This is a genomic window from Holophagales bacterium (assembly GCA_016699405.1).
In the GTDB taxonomy this organism is placed as follows: domain Bacteria; phylum Acidobacteriota; class Thermoanaerobaculia; order Multivoradales; family JAGPDF01; genus JAAYLR01.
On sequence record CP064972.1, the window covers coordinates 5,161,297 to 5,176,192 of the forward strand.

Genomic DNA, 14,896 nt, shown 5'->3' on the forward strand with positions numbered 1-14,896 from the left:
GTTCAGGGACTCCGCTCCGGCTGGCGCACCGGGGCCGTGGCAACGACACTTCGCGACTGCGCGAGAGGTTGCGCTCCCAACTGCCGCGCTTGGGCACGGTACCCCCTCGCATCCTCAAGGTTGCCAAGGTCCTCCATCGTCTTGCCAGCCAGCAAATAGGCACGCGGTGTGGGGATTGATTCCACCAGACGATCGAGAACGGGCTTGATCTGGTCGAAACGGTGCTGCGCGGCGAAGAGGATCGCCAGCCGCACGTAGGGCTCGGGCACGCGTGGAAAATGCTCGATCTCGTGCCGAAACGCGGTCTCCGCTTCGGCGAATCGTCCCATGCGGCCGAGAATGTCCCCATAGGTCGCTTCGAGTCGCTTGAGCGGCGGCGACTGCCCGGCGGCAACGCGGGCTCGTGCCTGCTCCGCGATCGCCAGGGCCTCGTCCAGACGCCCCCGTTCCACCAGCACGCGGGTGAGCATCAGCATCGCACCGACACGCGGCTTGCCAGTGTCGCCCTGCCCGGCACGCGCCTCGCGCTCGGCTTTGTCCCAGTCGCCCCGGGCACCGGCGATGCCCGCGAAGAGAAGATGCGCTTCCGACGGGTTGATCTTGTAGGCCTGCTGCGCGTGAAGCTCGGCACGATCGAGCCGGCCGAGCTCGAGCTCGATCCGTCCCAACTCAAGCGCGACCACATCCAAGAATGCCGGGGAACGCCGAATCGCCTCTTCGTAGGCTTCGATCGCCTCCTCGAGGCGCCCCATTCTCTCGAGGGTGCCCGCGAGCTGGTTCCGCGCATCGATCAGATCGGGATAGTCACTCAGGATCTCGCGACAGAGCGCCACGCACTCTTCGAGCTTTCCCGCTTGGCTCAACGCAAAGGCCTGCTGCACTTTCTCGAGCACCGCGATGTGCACCTTCGGGTCGGGGCGCGGACCGGCCTTGTCGGGTGCCATCGCGCCGAGATAGCCAAGCGCAGCCAGGCGCGCCGCCTCCTCGGGATCACTAGGAGCGGGCGTTTCGAGGCGCAGCGGCATCGCCTCGAGCTCGGACCGCCGCCGCGAAAGCTCGCGTCGCTCCGCGTCTCGCAGATTGACTCGCTCCGCCGGATCGGCACGGTGATCGAAAAGCTCCGGGTCGGGCCCGGAAATGAAGTGGTAGCGCGAGTCGATCAGCGAGCGGAGCTCGCTCCAGCCGAGGTGGATCCGCGGATACATCGTCTCGCTGAAGATGTGTCGGTCGGCAAGCTCCGGACGATTCCCGAGATCGAGCAGCGAAACCCCCGCCAGACCCGTTCGCGGCGAGATGCCGAGCGCCGCGAGGACTGTCGGCAGGAGGTCGACGAGCGCGACAGGGTTCGCCACCCGCTCTCCACCGCGCTGGTTCCCGGGCAGTTTGACCAGTAACGGTACGTGCAGCGACTCGCGGTAGAGCAGTATGCCGTGTTCCTTCTCTCCGTGGTCCCCGAGGCCCTCACCATGGTCGCCGAGAAGGATCACCAGCGTTCCCTCGTAGAGCCCACGCTGCCGCAGCCCCTCGAGCAGGCGGCCTACCTGGGCATCGGCAGTGGCGATCTCGCCGTCGTAGAGATCGGCGAGGCGACTGCGAAACGGCTCCGGCGGCTCGTACGGCGTGTGCGGCTCGAAGAGGTGCACGAAAGCGAAGAAGGGATGCCCGGCTTGGCGATCGATCCAACCGAGGGCCGCATCGACCGCCTCCGAGCCCGGGCGCTGCAGCGCTCCCAGGGTCGCCGTCTCGTGAACGTCGATCGCGTCATCGTAGCTGTCAAAAGCGGCACCCAGTCCGGTCTCCCGTCGCAGGACGTAGGCCGACACGGCGCCCATGGAAGAGTAACCGGACGCTTTCAGGATCTGCGGCAACGTCAGGTGATTGGTCGAGTCGAGCTTGTAGCCGATGTTGCTCCGCACCCCGTTGTCTGCCGGAAGCAGGCCCGTCAGCAACGAGGCGTGCGACGGGAGCGTGAGCGGAACCTGCGCATAGGCGTTCTCGAAGAGGAGCGCATCCCGCACCAGCGCGTCGATCGACGGCGTCGAGCCAGCTCGGTATCCCCAGGCCGGCAGACGATCTGCACGCAGGGTGTCGATCGAGATGAGGACCACCGGCGCATCTGGGCTCGGTCGGAAGGCCCGGCTGCCCCCTCGGCAGGCCGCCGAGCAGAGCGCGAGGACAAGAGCGGAAACGAGCAGGAGTGTCGGAGCAGATCGCCGCATGGACGTGGGCGATCCTAGGTCAGATCCACACACAAAGGAAAAGGGGCGGCCAAAGGCCGCCCCTCGATCCAACAACTTCCCGCTTCAGATCAGAACCGGATGCCGAGCGAAACGAAGTACTCGCGCGGAGCCTGATACTGCGAGTTCGACGTCGCCTTGCCGAAGTTGGCGCCCTTGATGAACCCGGTGTAAAGACCATTGGCGTCTCGCGGGCTCGTCGTGTCGCGGCTCACCGTGGTATTGAACGTCACCGCGGTGTCCTCGTTCGTCACGTTGGTAACCGCGAACTTCACCCACGGCTCGAGGCTCTTCCAGACCGGAATCGCGTACTGGGCCGAGAAGTCGACGCTCCAAACCGCGTTGTACTCGCCGGTGCCGCGCGGACCGAAGAACAGCGTCTGGTTGCTCGGTAGCGAGTAATACCCGGCACCGCGGGCCAGCTGGATGCTGGAAAGCGCTACCGAAGAAGCGGCGTAGCTGAAGTGGAGCGGCGAGTCGTAGCGGCCGACGAGGCCGAAGTCGAGGGCGCCAGCTCGCCCGAGGTCGAGCGTGTAGCTCGTCCACAGACGGACCTTGTGCTCCTGGTAGTCGTCGGTGTCGCCGTACGGATAGTTGCGCTCGGCGGTGAAGACCTCGGGATAGTCGCCGAACAGCGAGTCGATCGCCGGAGACTGCCCGGACTCACCCTCGAAGTTCCCCTCGTTCTTCAGCTGCCAGGTCCAGTTGCCGGCCACCGACCAATTGTCCATGATCCGGTACTTGCCCTCGAGCAGCAGGGCTTCGTACTTGCGCTGCGGCACCGAGGAGTTGGTGATGTACTGATACTCCGTCACTCCACCGTCGATCGGACCGACCACCGCCGGAGCGAGGCCCGTGGTGTGATCGATGAAGGTCTCGATGAAGTCCGACATCTCGCGCCGCTGGTAGCTCAGCTTGAGGTAGCCGCCGTTGGAAAGCGCCATCGCCGCGGCGACACCGATCTCCTCGGTCTTCGGAGTCTTCAGGCTCTTGTCGATCTTCTTGGTCGCGGTCGGGTTGCTGAAGTAATAGAACACGTAGTTGTTGAGGTCGTAACCCGGCGCGAAATCGGCGCCGAGTCCGTCGGGACCGACGTAATAGCCGTAGGCGAGCGACGGATTGCCGGACGGGCTGATGGCGCCGAACTGATTCGCGGTGGCCTTGCCCGAGTACTGCGAGTAGGTGACGTCGAACTTGTACTTGCCGTCACCGCGCACGTCGTAGGTGGCGCCGAGACGCGGAACGATCGAGTCGCTGCCGATCGTCGGGATGCCCGACTGCGACTTCGAAGCGATGTCCTCGTAACGCACGCCGATGTTGAACGAGAAGTTCTTGTTCAGCGACCAACGATCGTTCAGGAAGAAGGAGGTCGTCTGGATCTCGTTCTTCGCGCCGCGCACCGGGAGCCAGTACGCCATGAAGTTCCAGCCCGCCGACCAGACTGGAATCAGCCGTCCGCTGGAGCTGTACACCGGATTGCCAGCGGCATTGGTCAGATAGTCGGCGAAGATCACGTAGCCGGACGAGGTCTGCGAGTTGCCGCCGATGCCGATGTCACTGAACCGCTCGACGCCGGCCTTGAGGTCGTGCGACCCCAGGGACTCGGTCGAGAGGAAGTACGACACCGCGCCATAGATCTGCTTGTTGTCGCGATCCTCGGGGTCGGTGGCGTCGAAGTACGGCGAATTGTAGGTGCCGGCCACGGCGTCGGTGAAGCCACCGTACGAGCGGATCGGCGAGTCCTGCGGACGCGTCCCCGTGCCGCCCAGGCCACGGAAGCCGAAGTGCTTCTCGGAGTAGCGCGCTTCACCGAACATGCTGTTGGAGAACACGCCGTTGTACGACACCACCCAGCCGTCGTTCTCGCGCGTCGAGTTCTTCGAGAGCGCCGCCTCCTCGAGGGGCGAAACCTGCGCCTCCTGGCTGTCAGTGCGCTCGTTGTTGGTGTAGGAGCCCTGGATCGAGTGATTCGGGCTCAGCGCCCAGGTCAGCTTGCCCTCGTAGCGAGTGTTGTCGCGTGAGTTGACCTCGACGCCGGAGAGCAGCGTGTTGATCTGGATGTCGGCCGTGGAGTCGCGGCCGGCGAGGAAGAACCAGAGCCGATCCTTGACGATCGCGCCACCCAGGGTGGCGCTGTAGACCTTGGAGAGGTCGCCGGTGTTGGTCTGGTTGCGCTGCTTCTGGAAGGGCGTCTCGGAGCGCCAGTCGAGGTCCGTCAGGTCGGTGCGGAACGAACCGCTGAAGGTGTTGCTGCCGCTCTTGGTGATGGCGTTGATCACGCCGCCCGAGAAGCGGCCGTACTCGGCCGAGATGCCGGCGGTGAGGACCTGCGTCTCCTCGATGGCGTCCTCGATGAACAGGTTGTCGGAGTAGCCAAAAGCGCGGTCGGTGAAGTCGACGCCGTCGATCAGGAAGACGTTGTCGTAGGCGAACGCGCCGCCGATCGTGACCTGCCCGGGCACGGTGCCGTTGTCGGTCAGACCGCCGGCGAGGTCGGCGATCGCCACCGGCGTGCGCGCGACCACCGGCAGGGCATTGATCTGATCCGAAGTGATGTTGGCGCCGATGGTGGTGGTTTCCATCGCGGACGGCGCTTCGCCGGTCACCACGATGGTCTCTTCGGCCGCCGCGACCTCCATGACGGCGTCGGCGCGCGAGATGCCGCCCAGAACCACCGTGGCGGTGCGCTCGACCGACTTCATCCCTTCGAGGCCGAACACCACCTTGTAGTTACCCGGGGGCAACGCACGGATGACGAAATCACCATTGAGAACGGTGGTCGCCGTGCGCTCGCCCTGCAGGGCGGGCGAGGAGACGGTGACCATCACGCCGGGCAGCGGGCTGCCGTCGTTCGAAGTCGCCGTGCCCACGAGGGTACCGGTCTGCACTCCCTGCCCGAACGCGGTGCCACCGATGACGAGGCACAGGGCGAGGGCGACCCAGACCCAATTCCTCTGTCGCTGCATTAAGAACCTCCTTCGCTGGATTTACAGTGCCCACGAACACCGAGGGCAACATCAAGCAACATCATCTGCACGCCAATTCCGTGCCAGATCTATCGTATCGACAATTCTCCAGGGAAAGGCTCGCAAACTCCCGGAGTGGAACGACTTAACCCGCCGGAGAAAAGTCCGAAGTCCCCGTCAGCTCCGCTCCTCGGCGCCGCAGATCCAAACACGCCAAGGCAAGTTCAACTACTTGGACAGTCCGCGCCGCCTCAAGCGCTGACGGAGGGCGGCAAGGGCGCTACGATTAGCGATTCCGCCAGCTTCTCGCTTCGGGACCGACTCTCCCGCTACTTGATCGCCTTGAGGATCTCCTTGGCCATCGGCGCCTCGGGATCGTCGGGAACGAGCGTGACGAACTTGCCCAGGGCCTCCTTGGCCTTCGGCATGTCGTTGAGATTGACGTGGCAGAGGCCGAGCTCGTAGTAGGCGCGCCCGTTGGCCGGGTCGGTCGCCACCGCGTCCTCGAGCAACGCCTTGGCCTCGCGGATCTGATTGGCGTCGAAGAGCGCCTTGCCGCGGTCGTAGAGCGACTTGGAGGCCGCCGCCGGCGCCTTCGCCTTGAACACCGCAAGCGCCTCGGCGGTCTTCGCCGCGTCGCCGGTGCGGCTGAGCAGCTCGTAGCGCAGGGTGATCGAACGGACGTCGTCGCCGTTGAGCGCGATCGCCTTCTCCGCCGACGCGATCCCTTCGGCGAGCATCCCCTTGCGCTCGTAGATGCGGCCGAGCACGTAGTGCGCCGGCGCGAGATCGGGGTCGAGCCCGACGGCCTCCTGCAGCTTGGCGAGCGCTCCGTCGACGTCGCCGGCATTGAACAGCGGCACCGCCGCGTTGAACGCCTCGACCGCTCCGACCTTGGCCTCGGCCGCCTTCTTGGCGACCTCGAGCTCCTCGCGGTTCTTCGCCACCGCAGCCGCCGCCGCCAGGTCACCCGCCGCGGTTCCGGCCGGGTAGAGGACGATGTCGAGCTTGGTGCTGCCGCCGGCCGGGATCTTGCGGGGGCTCTCGATGGTCTGGAAGCCTTCCTTCTCGATGTGCCAGGTCAGGGTGTGGGTGGCATCGAGGATGACCAGCGAGTACTTGCCCTTCTTGTCGGTCTGCACCTCGACCCGGTAGTCCTTCGCGGAGGGGTCGGTGAGCACGATGCGGGCACCTTCGATGCCGTTGCCCTGCTCGTCCTTGATCATTCCGTAGGCGCGACCCTGGGCCTGGGCGTGCAGCGCACGACCGGCGAACAGCAAGATCAGCGCGGCGGCGAACGTGGCGATCGACTTGCGCATGGTTTCCGGTTCCTTATCGGGCTTGGGAGGGCGAACGGACGCTCGCCACGACCATTCTACCGCGATCAGGGGATACCCGGCTCCGGGGGCGGCACCGAGCGGCGGAGAATCATCCGCTCCTCCCCGACGCGGCGGGTGGCGCCGAGCGAGTCGAGGTGCTCGAGCAGCGGGATCGCCCACTTGCGCGACAACCCGAAGTGGTCCTTGAACTGCCCGACGGTGAAGCGTTCCCAGCCGGTCGCGACGAGCTGATCGCGGAGCGTCGCCACGGCCGCCGAGGCCACCAGGAGTCCTCCCGGAAGCCGGGTGACGCGACCGCGGGAGACGAGGAAGCGCAGGACTCCTTCCAGGATCTGCGGCTTCGCGCCGAGCCGCGCGGCGACCTCACCCGGCGACGGCGCGGCGAGCCCGGCCGCTTCGAGCAACTCGACCGCGGCCTGGGAGAGCTTCGACTCCTCGCCGGTAAGCTCCGCTTGTCGCCCGGGCAGGCTGACCAGCTCGCCGCTCGACACCAGCACCCGCTGGCTGGCGAGCCATCCCAGGTAGACGTCGGCGTGATCGGCCGCGCGACCGGGAAGCAGGCGACGGATCGCTTCGGCGCGCGGCATGCCACCGGCCAGGCGTTCGCGGGCGAAGAACGCCTTGAGCTCGCTGCGCGCGCTCTGGGCCAGGCGTTCGACGGCCGCCGGAGCGACCCAGTGCGACACGGTGCCCGCCGACGCGAGCTCCAGCAACCGCCCGGCGCGCGAGAGCTCGGCCACCAGGGGCGCCACGGACGATTCGGCCCGACCGAGCCGCCGCGCCAGCTCCACCGTCGACACCGCGCCGAGCCCGGCGTCGGCAACCCATTGGAGGACGGCAGCCGCATCGTCGGCCGCGAGCGCGGCGAGCACCGGCGGGCGGCTCGCCGCGCGTCGGACCTGCCATGCCGGGTCCAGCAGCTCGCCGCCCCCGAGAGTGGCGACCGGCGAGAGGCGGCGCACCACGAAGCGGTCGCCGCGGGCCGCCAGCAGCGGCTCACGCAGTCGCAGCTCGACGAGACCGGTCTCGCCCGGCACGAGCTCCGCGGGAGCGAGCGGCCGCAGCCAACCGACCGCCTCCTGGGCGAAGTGGTGCACCTTGACCCGCACGCCGCGCCGCACCGGTCCCGGTGCCTCCGGAAGCAGGCGGAAACGCGCCAGCAGGCGGCGCGAGCTGCAGAACGCTCCGGCGTCGTGGAGGGTGGTGCCGCGGGTCAGGGCCGCGAGCTCGACGCCGGCGAGCTGCAACGCCGTCCGCTCGCCGGCCTCCGCCGCGTCGCGTGCCCGCCCGTGCACCTGGACTCCCCGCACGCGGACGCTCTCGCCTCCGGGGTGAAGCGCCAGGGCCGCTCCGGCGGTAATCCGGCCGGAGACCAGCGTCCCGGTCACCACCACCCCTTGCCCTTTGAGATGGAAGGCGCGATCCACCGGCAGGCGCACCGGCCCGAGGAGACCGCGAGCGGCCGTCGCTTCGGCCCGTGCCGCCTCGAGGAGAGCCGCCCGCAACGCGTCGAGACCGGCGCCGGTGAGGCTCGAAACCGGAAGCACCGGCGCGGCGGCGAACGGCCCACCGGCCAACAGCTCGGCGACCTCGAGAGCCGCGAGATCGGCGAACTCCTCGCTCACCAGATCGCTCTTGGTTAGCGCCAAGACGGCCCGCGGAATGCCGAGGAGCGTGGCGATCGCCAGATGCTCCCGGGTCTGCGGTCGCACCCCTTCGTCGGCGGCAACGACGAGCAGCAGCACACGGATCCCGCCGAGGCCGGCCAGGGCGTTGTGCAGAAAGCGCTCGTGCCCGGGCACGTCGACGAAGCCGAGCTCCATCCCATCGAGCTCGAGGTGGGCGAAGCCGAGGTCGATCGTGATGCCACGCGCCTTCTCCTCGGCCCAGCGGTCACAGTCGATGCCGGTCAGCGCCTCGAGCAGGCGGGTCTTGCCGTGGTCGACGTGGCCGGCCGTGCCGACGAGCGCGTGCAGTGACATCGACTCGCTCATTCGCGCGGCAGGTCGACGACGAACACGGTGCCGCGCGGCACGTTGTCCTCGACCCGCACCGACCCGTGATGATCCGCGACGATGCGGTGGACGATGGCCAGACCGAGACCGGTGCCACGACCCTTGGTCGAGAAGAAGGGGAGGAAGAGCTTGTCGCGCTGCTCGACGGGGATCCCGCGACCGCTGTCGCGCACCGCGAGCTCCACCCGCTCGGCCGTGCCGCGCAGCTCGACCTCGATCTCGCCCGGCGCCGTCGTCGCCTCGAAGGCGTTGTCGAGCAGGTTGATCAGCACCCGGCGGAGCTGCTCGGGGTCGGCCCAGAGCGTGCCCAGATCGGACGGCAGGCGGGTGACCAACACCACGCCGGGCTTGAGGTCGCGATAGAGAGCCACGACCTCCTCCACCAGGCTGGCCGGCTCGATCGCAAGGGGCTGCGGTCGCGGCATCCGGGCGTAGCGCGAGAATTCGTCGACCAGCGACTGCATCCGGGCCACCGAGGCGACGATCGTCTCGGCACCGCTCTCGAGGGCCTGGCCGAGGTCGGCGTCGCCCTGGCGGTACTTGGCGAGGACACGCTCGGCCGCCAGGCGGATCGGCGTCAGCGGGTTCTTGATCTCGTGTGCCAGTCGACGAGCCGCCTCGCTCCAGGCGGCGAGCTGCTGGGCGCGCTGCAGCTCCGTCAGGTCTTCGATCACCACCACCCGTCCGTTCACCGCACCGGATGGATCGCGCAGCTCGTTGACCTTGACTTCGAAGGTCCGCCACTCGCCACCCAGCACCAAGCGCAGCTCGCGACTCTCGGCAGGAGGCGCCTCCGGACCCTCGAGCAGCCGGGCCAATCGTGCCCGCTCCGGGTCGGCCCAGGCCTCGCCCACCGGCCGGCCGCCGAGCTCCTCTCGCTGCTGCCGCAACATGGCGAGCGCGGCGCGGTTGCAGGTGAGGATCCGCCCCTCGCGATCGACCGACACCACACCGGCAGCGACGCTCTCGAGCACCGCGGCGACCAGCGCGCGTTCCTCGTCGAGCCGGCGATTGGCCTCGCGCAACTCGCGATTGCTGCGCTCGATCACCTCGCGACTGCGGCGCAGCTCGCTGGTCATCCGGTTGAACGAGTCGACGAGAACGCCGATCTCGTCGTCGGCCGGGGTCTCGACCTGCCGCTCGAGGTCGCCGCTGCTGATCCGTCTCGTCCCCTCGGCGAGCGCCTGGATGGGAACCATGATGCGGCGCGCGAGATAGACCCCCATCCAGGTCGAGGCGAGCAGGATGAGCAACGTGACGAGCAGGAAGAGCAACAGGTAGCTCGCCTTGAACTGCCCTTTCTGCACCTCGAGCTGGCGATACGTCTGGTACGCCTCGATCAGCTCCTCGCTGGGACGGGCGAGGGCCGGCTCGACGAGCGTCCCGGCGACGACGAGCGTGCGCGGTCGGCCGGCCTCGACTCGCCCGCGCGCCGCGCCGAGCACCAGCCGGCCGGCGCCGCTGGCGATCTCGACGATCCGCACCGCCTCGCCCTTGTCCGCCGCCTCGCGCAGCAGGGAGCGGCCGGGCTCGGGCAGGTCGGTCAGGCCGCGCTGCGGGTCGGCCACGGCGGCGACGAACTCGCTCTCCTCGTACACCCCGAGCAGGTCGAGCTCGAGCGCCGCGCGACGCTCGCGCAGCTTGCCGTCGATGAGCGACCGATTCGCCGGATCGCGCAGGTCGAGACCCGACAGGTCGAGCGCCACGGCGGTCGCGTCGCGCCGGCACCGCCCTTCGACCTGGCGCAGCGCCGCCTCCGCGACCTGTCCGGCCTGCTCGAGCAGCACCCGTAGCGAGGGGCTGAACCAGCGCTCGACCGAGCCCTGCAGCATCTCCACCGCATAGAAGAAGAGGACCAGCACGGGGACGAGCGCCAGGCCGACGAAGCTCGCGACGAGACGCGTGCGCAGCCGCGATCCCGGGCGCCGCTGCCGCCGCTCGACCCAGAGCTTGAAGAGGTCGCGCGCCAGCACGAAGAAGATCCCCAGGATGAGCAACAGGTTGACGTTGCGCAGGAAGAAGAGGAGCACCTGGTTGGTGACCAGGGTCTCGGGCAGGTTGCGCCCGCGCTGGACGAGGAAGTAGATGACCGTCAGGACCAGCAGGAGGAGCGCGAGCAGCCCCACCACCAGCGGGGTGTTGCGGCGGTAGCGGGCGATCTGGACGCGGAAGTCGGCGGGGCGTCTCACGGCTGATCGACCGGGAGGCGGAACTTGCGCGACTCGACTCGCGACGTCTCCACCGAGGTGGGGATGAAGCCGAGCCAGGTCCGCGAGCCGAGCTGGGCGCGGACGCGCACCAGCAGCCGCTGGCCCGGCTCGATCTCCGGCACCGAGAAGGCGGGCAGCGCGGTGAAGCGAGTCAGCGCCTCTTCGAGCTCGTCGGGCTCTCGCACCGTGCGACTCTCGACGAGCTTGCCGTCCTGTTTGGTGTTGACCAGGTACTCGCGAGTCACCGCGTTGTACATCGCCACGACTTCGACCCGGCTCTCGACCAGACCTTCGTCCCACCAGTGGGCACGATCGCGGGCCAGGTCGATCTCGTAGGTGAATCCGGTCGGCAGCCCGGCCTCGACCCGCTCTCGGACGTCGTCGTCGAACGCCGCGGCGAGACGGAAGCTCACCAGCACCCGGCGACCGTCGAGCGCCGTCGTGAGGTCGACGATCGTCGGCTCGTCACGCCGCGCCGCGGCGAGAAATGGCAGCAGGAAGACGATCCAGACCAGTGGGTGGCGGAGACTTCGCATGCGACCCGCTGACTGTAGCACCCGACTCCGCCGACCCCAGGCGATAGACTCGGCGCCATGTCCGCTTCCCCTCGCGGCGAAAGCCGGCCCCCGGCGATCCGCCCGCTCGCCAGCAACCGCCGGGCGCTCTTCGACTACGAAGTCCTCGAGAAGGTCGAGGCCGGCATCGCGCTGTCGGGCACCGAGGTCAAGTCGGCCCGGTCGGGCCGCGTCCAACTGCGCGAGGCGTTCGTCGAGTTCCGCGGCGGCGAGGCCTATCTGATCGGCGCCCACGTCAGCCCCTACAGCCACGGCAATCGCGAGAACCACCTGCCGGATCGTCCGCGCAAGCTCCTCCTTCACCGCCGCGAGATCGACCGACTCTTCGGCCGAGGGATCACCAAGGGGCTCACCGTCGTGCCCCTCGCCTTCTATCTTCGCGGCCAGCGAATCAAGGTCGAGCTCGCCCTCGTCCAGGGCAAGAAGGTTCACGACAAACGCGAGGCCGAAAGGCGGAAAGAGCACGATCGCGAGGCGCGCGAGGCGATTCGCGAGCACAGCCGGTAGCAGGCGACTCCCGCGACTGCGCGATTCCCGTTGACAGCCTTCCTGGCTTGGTCTACCTTCTCACGCCAAACCTGAAACTAGGTTTTTCTTCTCCGAAAGGGAGGTCGGGCATGAGCAGTGGTTTCTTCAGGAAGGGGATCGTCTGGGGCGCGTTCGCCTTCGGCATCCTCGCGGCCGGCAACGTGCAGGCGGCCGGATTCGGCCTTTTCGAGCACGGCTCGAAGGCGATGGGCATGGCGGGCGCGTTCACCGCCCAGGCCGACGATCCGTCGGCGATGTTCCACAACGCGGCCGGCCTCGCGTTCCAGCGCGAGAAGGGCATCATGGCCGGCGTCACCTACATCACCTCGGAGGAGGGGGAGTTCAAGGGTGCCGCGCCGTTCCCGGGCCCGAACGCCACCGGCAAGCTCGAGAAGCTCAGCGAGTTCCTGCCGCACGCCTACTACGTGCGCCCGATCGGCCAGCGGGCGACGTTCGGCTTCGGCACCTACGCGCCCTTCGGTCTGACCACCGAATGGCAGAACAAGGCCACCTTCTCCGGGCGTTATCTCTCGGTGCTCGCGGCGCTGCGCGCCGTCGACCTCAACCCGACCTTCGCCTGGCAGGTCACGCCGCGCTTCGGCATCGGCATCGGCGCGATCGTCCGGGTGTCGGACGTCGAGCTCGAGCGCTATCTCCCGCAGGTCAACCCGTTCACCGCCAAGGTGATCAACGTCGGCAAGGTGAACCTCAACAGCGATTTCGACTACGGCTACGGCTTCAACGTCGGTCTGCTCGGCAAGCCGAGCGACTTCTTCTCCTGGGGCCTGTCGTACCGCAGCCAGATCACCGTCAAGTACGAAGGTGACGCTCGCTTCACGCAGATCTCCTCGGGCAACGCGCAGCTCGACGCCGCCGTCGCTGCCGTCCTGCCGTTCGGCGGACCGATTCCGGTGAAGACCGAGATCGGCTTCCCGGATATCGCCAGCTTCGGCCTGGCGTTCCACTTCTCGCCGGCCTTCACCGTCGAAGTCGACGCCAACTGGACCGGCTGGAGCAGCTTCGACACGCTGCCGATCACCTTCCCGACCAAGCCGGCACTGTCGAGCCAGGTCGTCGAGGGCTGGAAGGATGCCTACAACTACCGAATCGGCTGCAACTGGGCGACCTCGGCGACCTCCGAGTGGCGCTTCGGCTTCGTCTACGACGAGACGCCGCAGCCCACCGAGGGGATGGGGCCGCTGCTTCCGGACGCCAATCGCAACGGCTACACGATCGGCTACGGCCACCAGGGCGCTCGCCTGAAGACGGACATCGCGTTCATGTACCTGCCGTTCGAGAACCGTTCGAGCGCCGACAACCGCGACAACTTCTTCGGCTCCTACACCAATACCGCCTACCTGCTCGGCGCGACGCTGAGCTTCTGATCCGGCGCTCCAACGGGGGAGACCAGTCGAAATGAGAATCCAGGGCATGAAGGCCGCGGCGCTTGCCGCCGCCGTCGTTCTCCTCGCCGGGACCGCGCAGGCCGCGGTCAACACCGGCTCGGCGACGATGACCAAGGTGGTCGCCATCGGCGACAGCTGGGGGATGGGCGTCTCCAACGCCTCCATCCTCGTCGGTCACCAGCAGAACAGCTTCCCGGCGCTCGTCGCCAAGCAGGTCGGCATCACCGATTTCCAGCAGCCGCTAGTGAGCGAGCCGGGCATCGGTCCCGAATACGCGCTCTTCAGCCTCGTACCGAGCCCGGTCATCGGACCGAAGGCCAACAGCTCGGGCTCGCCGACCAACCTCACCCTGCCGCGCGCCTACGACAACATGGCGATCGCCGGGGCGAACACCTGCGACGTCGTCAACAAGCGCGCCGGGACGAGCGCCAGTGACGCCACCAACCTCGTGCTGCGCGGCTCCGGCGCGACGCAGCTCGAAATGGCCCTCTCGCTGCGCCCGACCTTCGTGCTCGTCCACATCGGCGGCAACGACGTGCTCGGCGCGGTTCTCTCCGGCGTGGCCATCGACGGCGTGACCCTGACGCCGCCAGCAACCGTGCAGGCCTGCTACCACCAGATCATGGCCAGCATCGCCGCGGTGGGCGCCAAGGCCGCGGTCGCCACCTTCCCGAATCGCGTCGCCGAGGCGCCGTACGCCAACGCCGTCAAGCCGTACGTGACCTTGTCGAACGGCACCAAGCTCTACCTGACCGGGCAGAAGGGCGACGGCTCGACGATCCAGCTCACCGACCGCGACTACCTCGGTCTGGCCGCCGGCGCCTACATCCAGGCCGGCTACGGCTTGCCCGCCGGAGTCGGCAACGGCCAGCCGCTACCCAACTCGGTGGTCATCGACCGCGACGAGGTCGCCGCGATCGAGGCCCGCGCCGACGCCATCCACGCGATCATCCGCAGCGAGGCCAACGCGGCCGGTGCGGCGATCGTCGAAGAGGGCGCCTTCTTCCACTCGCTCTATGCCAGCCCGCTGAAGATCGGCGGCATGAGCCTCGGCACCGGTTTCCTCACCGGCGGCGTCTACGGCTACGACGGCTTCCACCCGACCGACATCGGCTACGGCCTGATCGCCAACCTCTTCATCGCGGCGATCAACGACAAGTTCAATGCCGACATCCCCGGGGTCGACATGTTCCCGCTCCTCTTCGGACCCTCGGCCTCGCCCCGCGCGCTGCTGAGCGACTCCGAGGCCTCGCAGGCGGTCTTCGAGGACGGCGCCGAGGATCAGCTGCGGGAGCTCACCGGCGTGCCGTCGCGCGACGCGATCGAGGCGATCCTCGCCGCGCAGCAGACGACGCCCGCCGAAGAGACGCCGGTCGATGTCTCGCCCGAGGGCGAAGGGCCGCGCGACGCCGAGATCGACGCCGAGCCGCAGCCGGCGCTCGACCCGGTGGAAGATCCGAGCGGCGAGCCGCCGGTCGGTGAGGACCCGCCGAACCCGCGCGGGCATTTCGAGCTCGACTGACCCTCCCGTTCCGGGCTGCGTCCCGGACTCCGGAGGCCACACGACGCCCGGGGCAACCCGGGCGTCGTTCGTTTCACCCCTCGCCTGTCGCCGGCGG

Annotated in this window: 9 protein-coding genes; 3 read left to right on the top strand and 6 right to left on the bottom strand. The window is 68.1% G+C overall.

The genetic code is table 11. The annotated features are described in order from the left end of the window. Window positions 1-2 precede the first annotated feature (2 nt). From IPJ17_21375 to IPJ17_21400, 6 genes are all read right to left on the bottom strand, one after another. A complete protein-coding gene (locus tag IPJ17_21375) occupies window positions 3-2,108 on the bottom strand; it encodes a sulfatase-like hydrolase/transferase (protein ID QQR73983.1) in 2,106 nt (701 codons plus the stop codon). Window positions 2,109-2,308: 200 nt separating this feature from the next. Next, window positions 2,309-5,203 carry a TonB-dependent receptor gene (locus IPJ17_21380; GenBank protein QQR73984.1) on the bottom strand — a complete coding sequence of 965 codons (2,895 nt, stop codon included), beginning with the start codon at window positions 5,201-5,203 and terminating at the stop codon, window positions 2,309-2,311. A gap of 329 nt (window positions 5,204-5,532) precedes the next feature. Next, window positions 5,533-6,522 carry a tetratricopeptide repeat protein gene (locus IPJ17_21385; protein QQR73985.1) on the bottom strand — a complete coding sequence of 330 codons (990 nt, stop codon included), beginning with the start codon at window positions 6,520-6,522 and terminating at the stop codon, window positions 5,533-5,535. Between the two features lie 65 nt (window positions 6,523-6,587). Then, window positions 6,588-8,525 (bottom strand): selenocysteine-specific translation elongation factor, encoded by a 1,938-nt coding sequence (gene selB / locus IPJ17_21390; GenBank protein ID QQR73986.1) that lies wholly within the window; start codon window positions 8,523-8,525, stop codon window positions 6,588-6,590. Window positions 8,526-8,533: 8 nt separating this feature from the next. Further along, complete coding sequence (locus IPJ17_21395; GenBank protein ID QQR73987.1) at window positions 8,534-10,747, bottom strand: PAS domain S-box protein; 2,214 nt, start codon at window positions 10,745-10,747, stop codon at window positions 8,534-8,536. After that, a complete protein-coding gene (locus tag IPJ17_21400) occupies window positions 10,744-11,304 on the bottom strand; it encodes a DUF4390 domain-containing protein (protein QQR73988.1) in 561 nt (186 codons plus the stop codon). Before IPJ17_21400 ends, IPJ17_21395 begins: the two co-directional genes overlap by 4 nt. Before the next feature lie 57 nt (window positions 11,305-11,361). Between IPJ17_21400 and smpB the strand changes: the two genes are divergently transcribed. The 3 genes from smpB to IPJ17_21415 all read left to right on the top strand — a co-directional run bounded on the left by smpB (window position 11,362) and on the right by IPJ17_21415 (window position 14,799). Beyond that, the gene (gene smpB / locus IPJ17_21405; GenBank protein QQR73989.1) at window positions 11,362-11,850 is read left to right on the top strand and encodes an SsrA-binding protein SmpB; all 489 of its coding nucleotides are present in this window, start codon (window positions 11,362-11,364) and stop codon (window positions 11,848-11,850) included. A gap of 110 nt (window positions 11,851-11,960) precedes the next feature. After that, entirely contained in the window at window positions 11,961-13,256 is a 1,296-nt protein-coding gene (locus tag IPJ17_21410) for an outer membrane protein transport protein (protein QQR73990.1), read from the top strand. A gap of 31 nt (window positions 13,257-13,287) precedes the next feature. Further along, window positions 13,288-14,799 (top strand): hypothetical protein, encoded by a 1,512-nt coding sequence (locus IPJ17_21415; GenBank protein QQR73991.1) that lies wholly within the window; start codon window positions 13,288-13,290, stop codon window positions 14,797-14,799. The last annotated feature ends 97 nt before the right edge of the window (window positions 14,800-14,896 follow it).

Bases quoted from the DNA above. Each gene is read 5' to 3' on its own strand.
- IPJ17_21415 (QQR73991.1), top strand. From the start codon at position 13,288: ATGAGAATCCAGGGCATGAAGGCCGCGGCGCTTGCCGCCGCCGTCGTT.
- IPJ17_21385 (QQR73985.1), bottom strand. From the start codon at position 6,522: ATGCGCAAGTCGATCGCCACGTTCGCCGCCGCGCTGATCTTGCTGTTC.
- IPJ17_21410 (QQR73990.1), top strand. From the start codon at position 11,961: ATGAGCAGTGGTTTCTTCAGGAAGGGGATCGTCTGGGGCGCGTTCGCC.
- selB (QQR73986.1), bottom strand. From the start codon at position 8,525: ATGTCACTGCACGCGCTCGTCGGCACGGCCGGCCACGTCGACCACGGC.
- smpB (QQR73989.1), top strand. From the start codon at position 11,362: ATGTCCGCTTCCCCTCGCGGCGAAAGCCGGCCCCCGGCGATCCGCCCG.
- IPJ17_21380 (QQR73984.1), bottom strand. From the start codon at position 5,203: ATGCAGCGACAGAGGAATTGGGTCTGGGTCGCCCTCGCCCTGTGCCTC.
- IPJ17_21400 (QQR73988.1), bottom strand. From the start codon at position 11,304: ATGCGAAGTCTCCGCCACCCACTGGTCTGGATCGTCTTCCTGCTGCCA.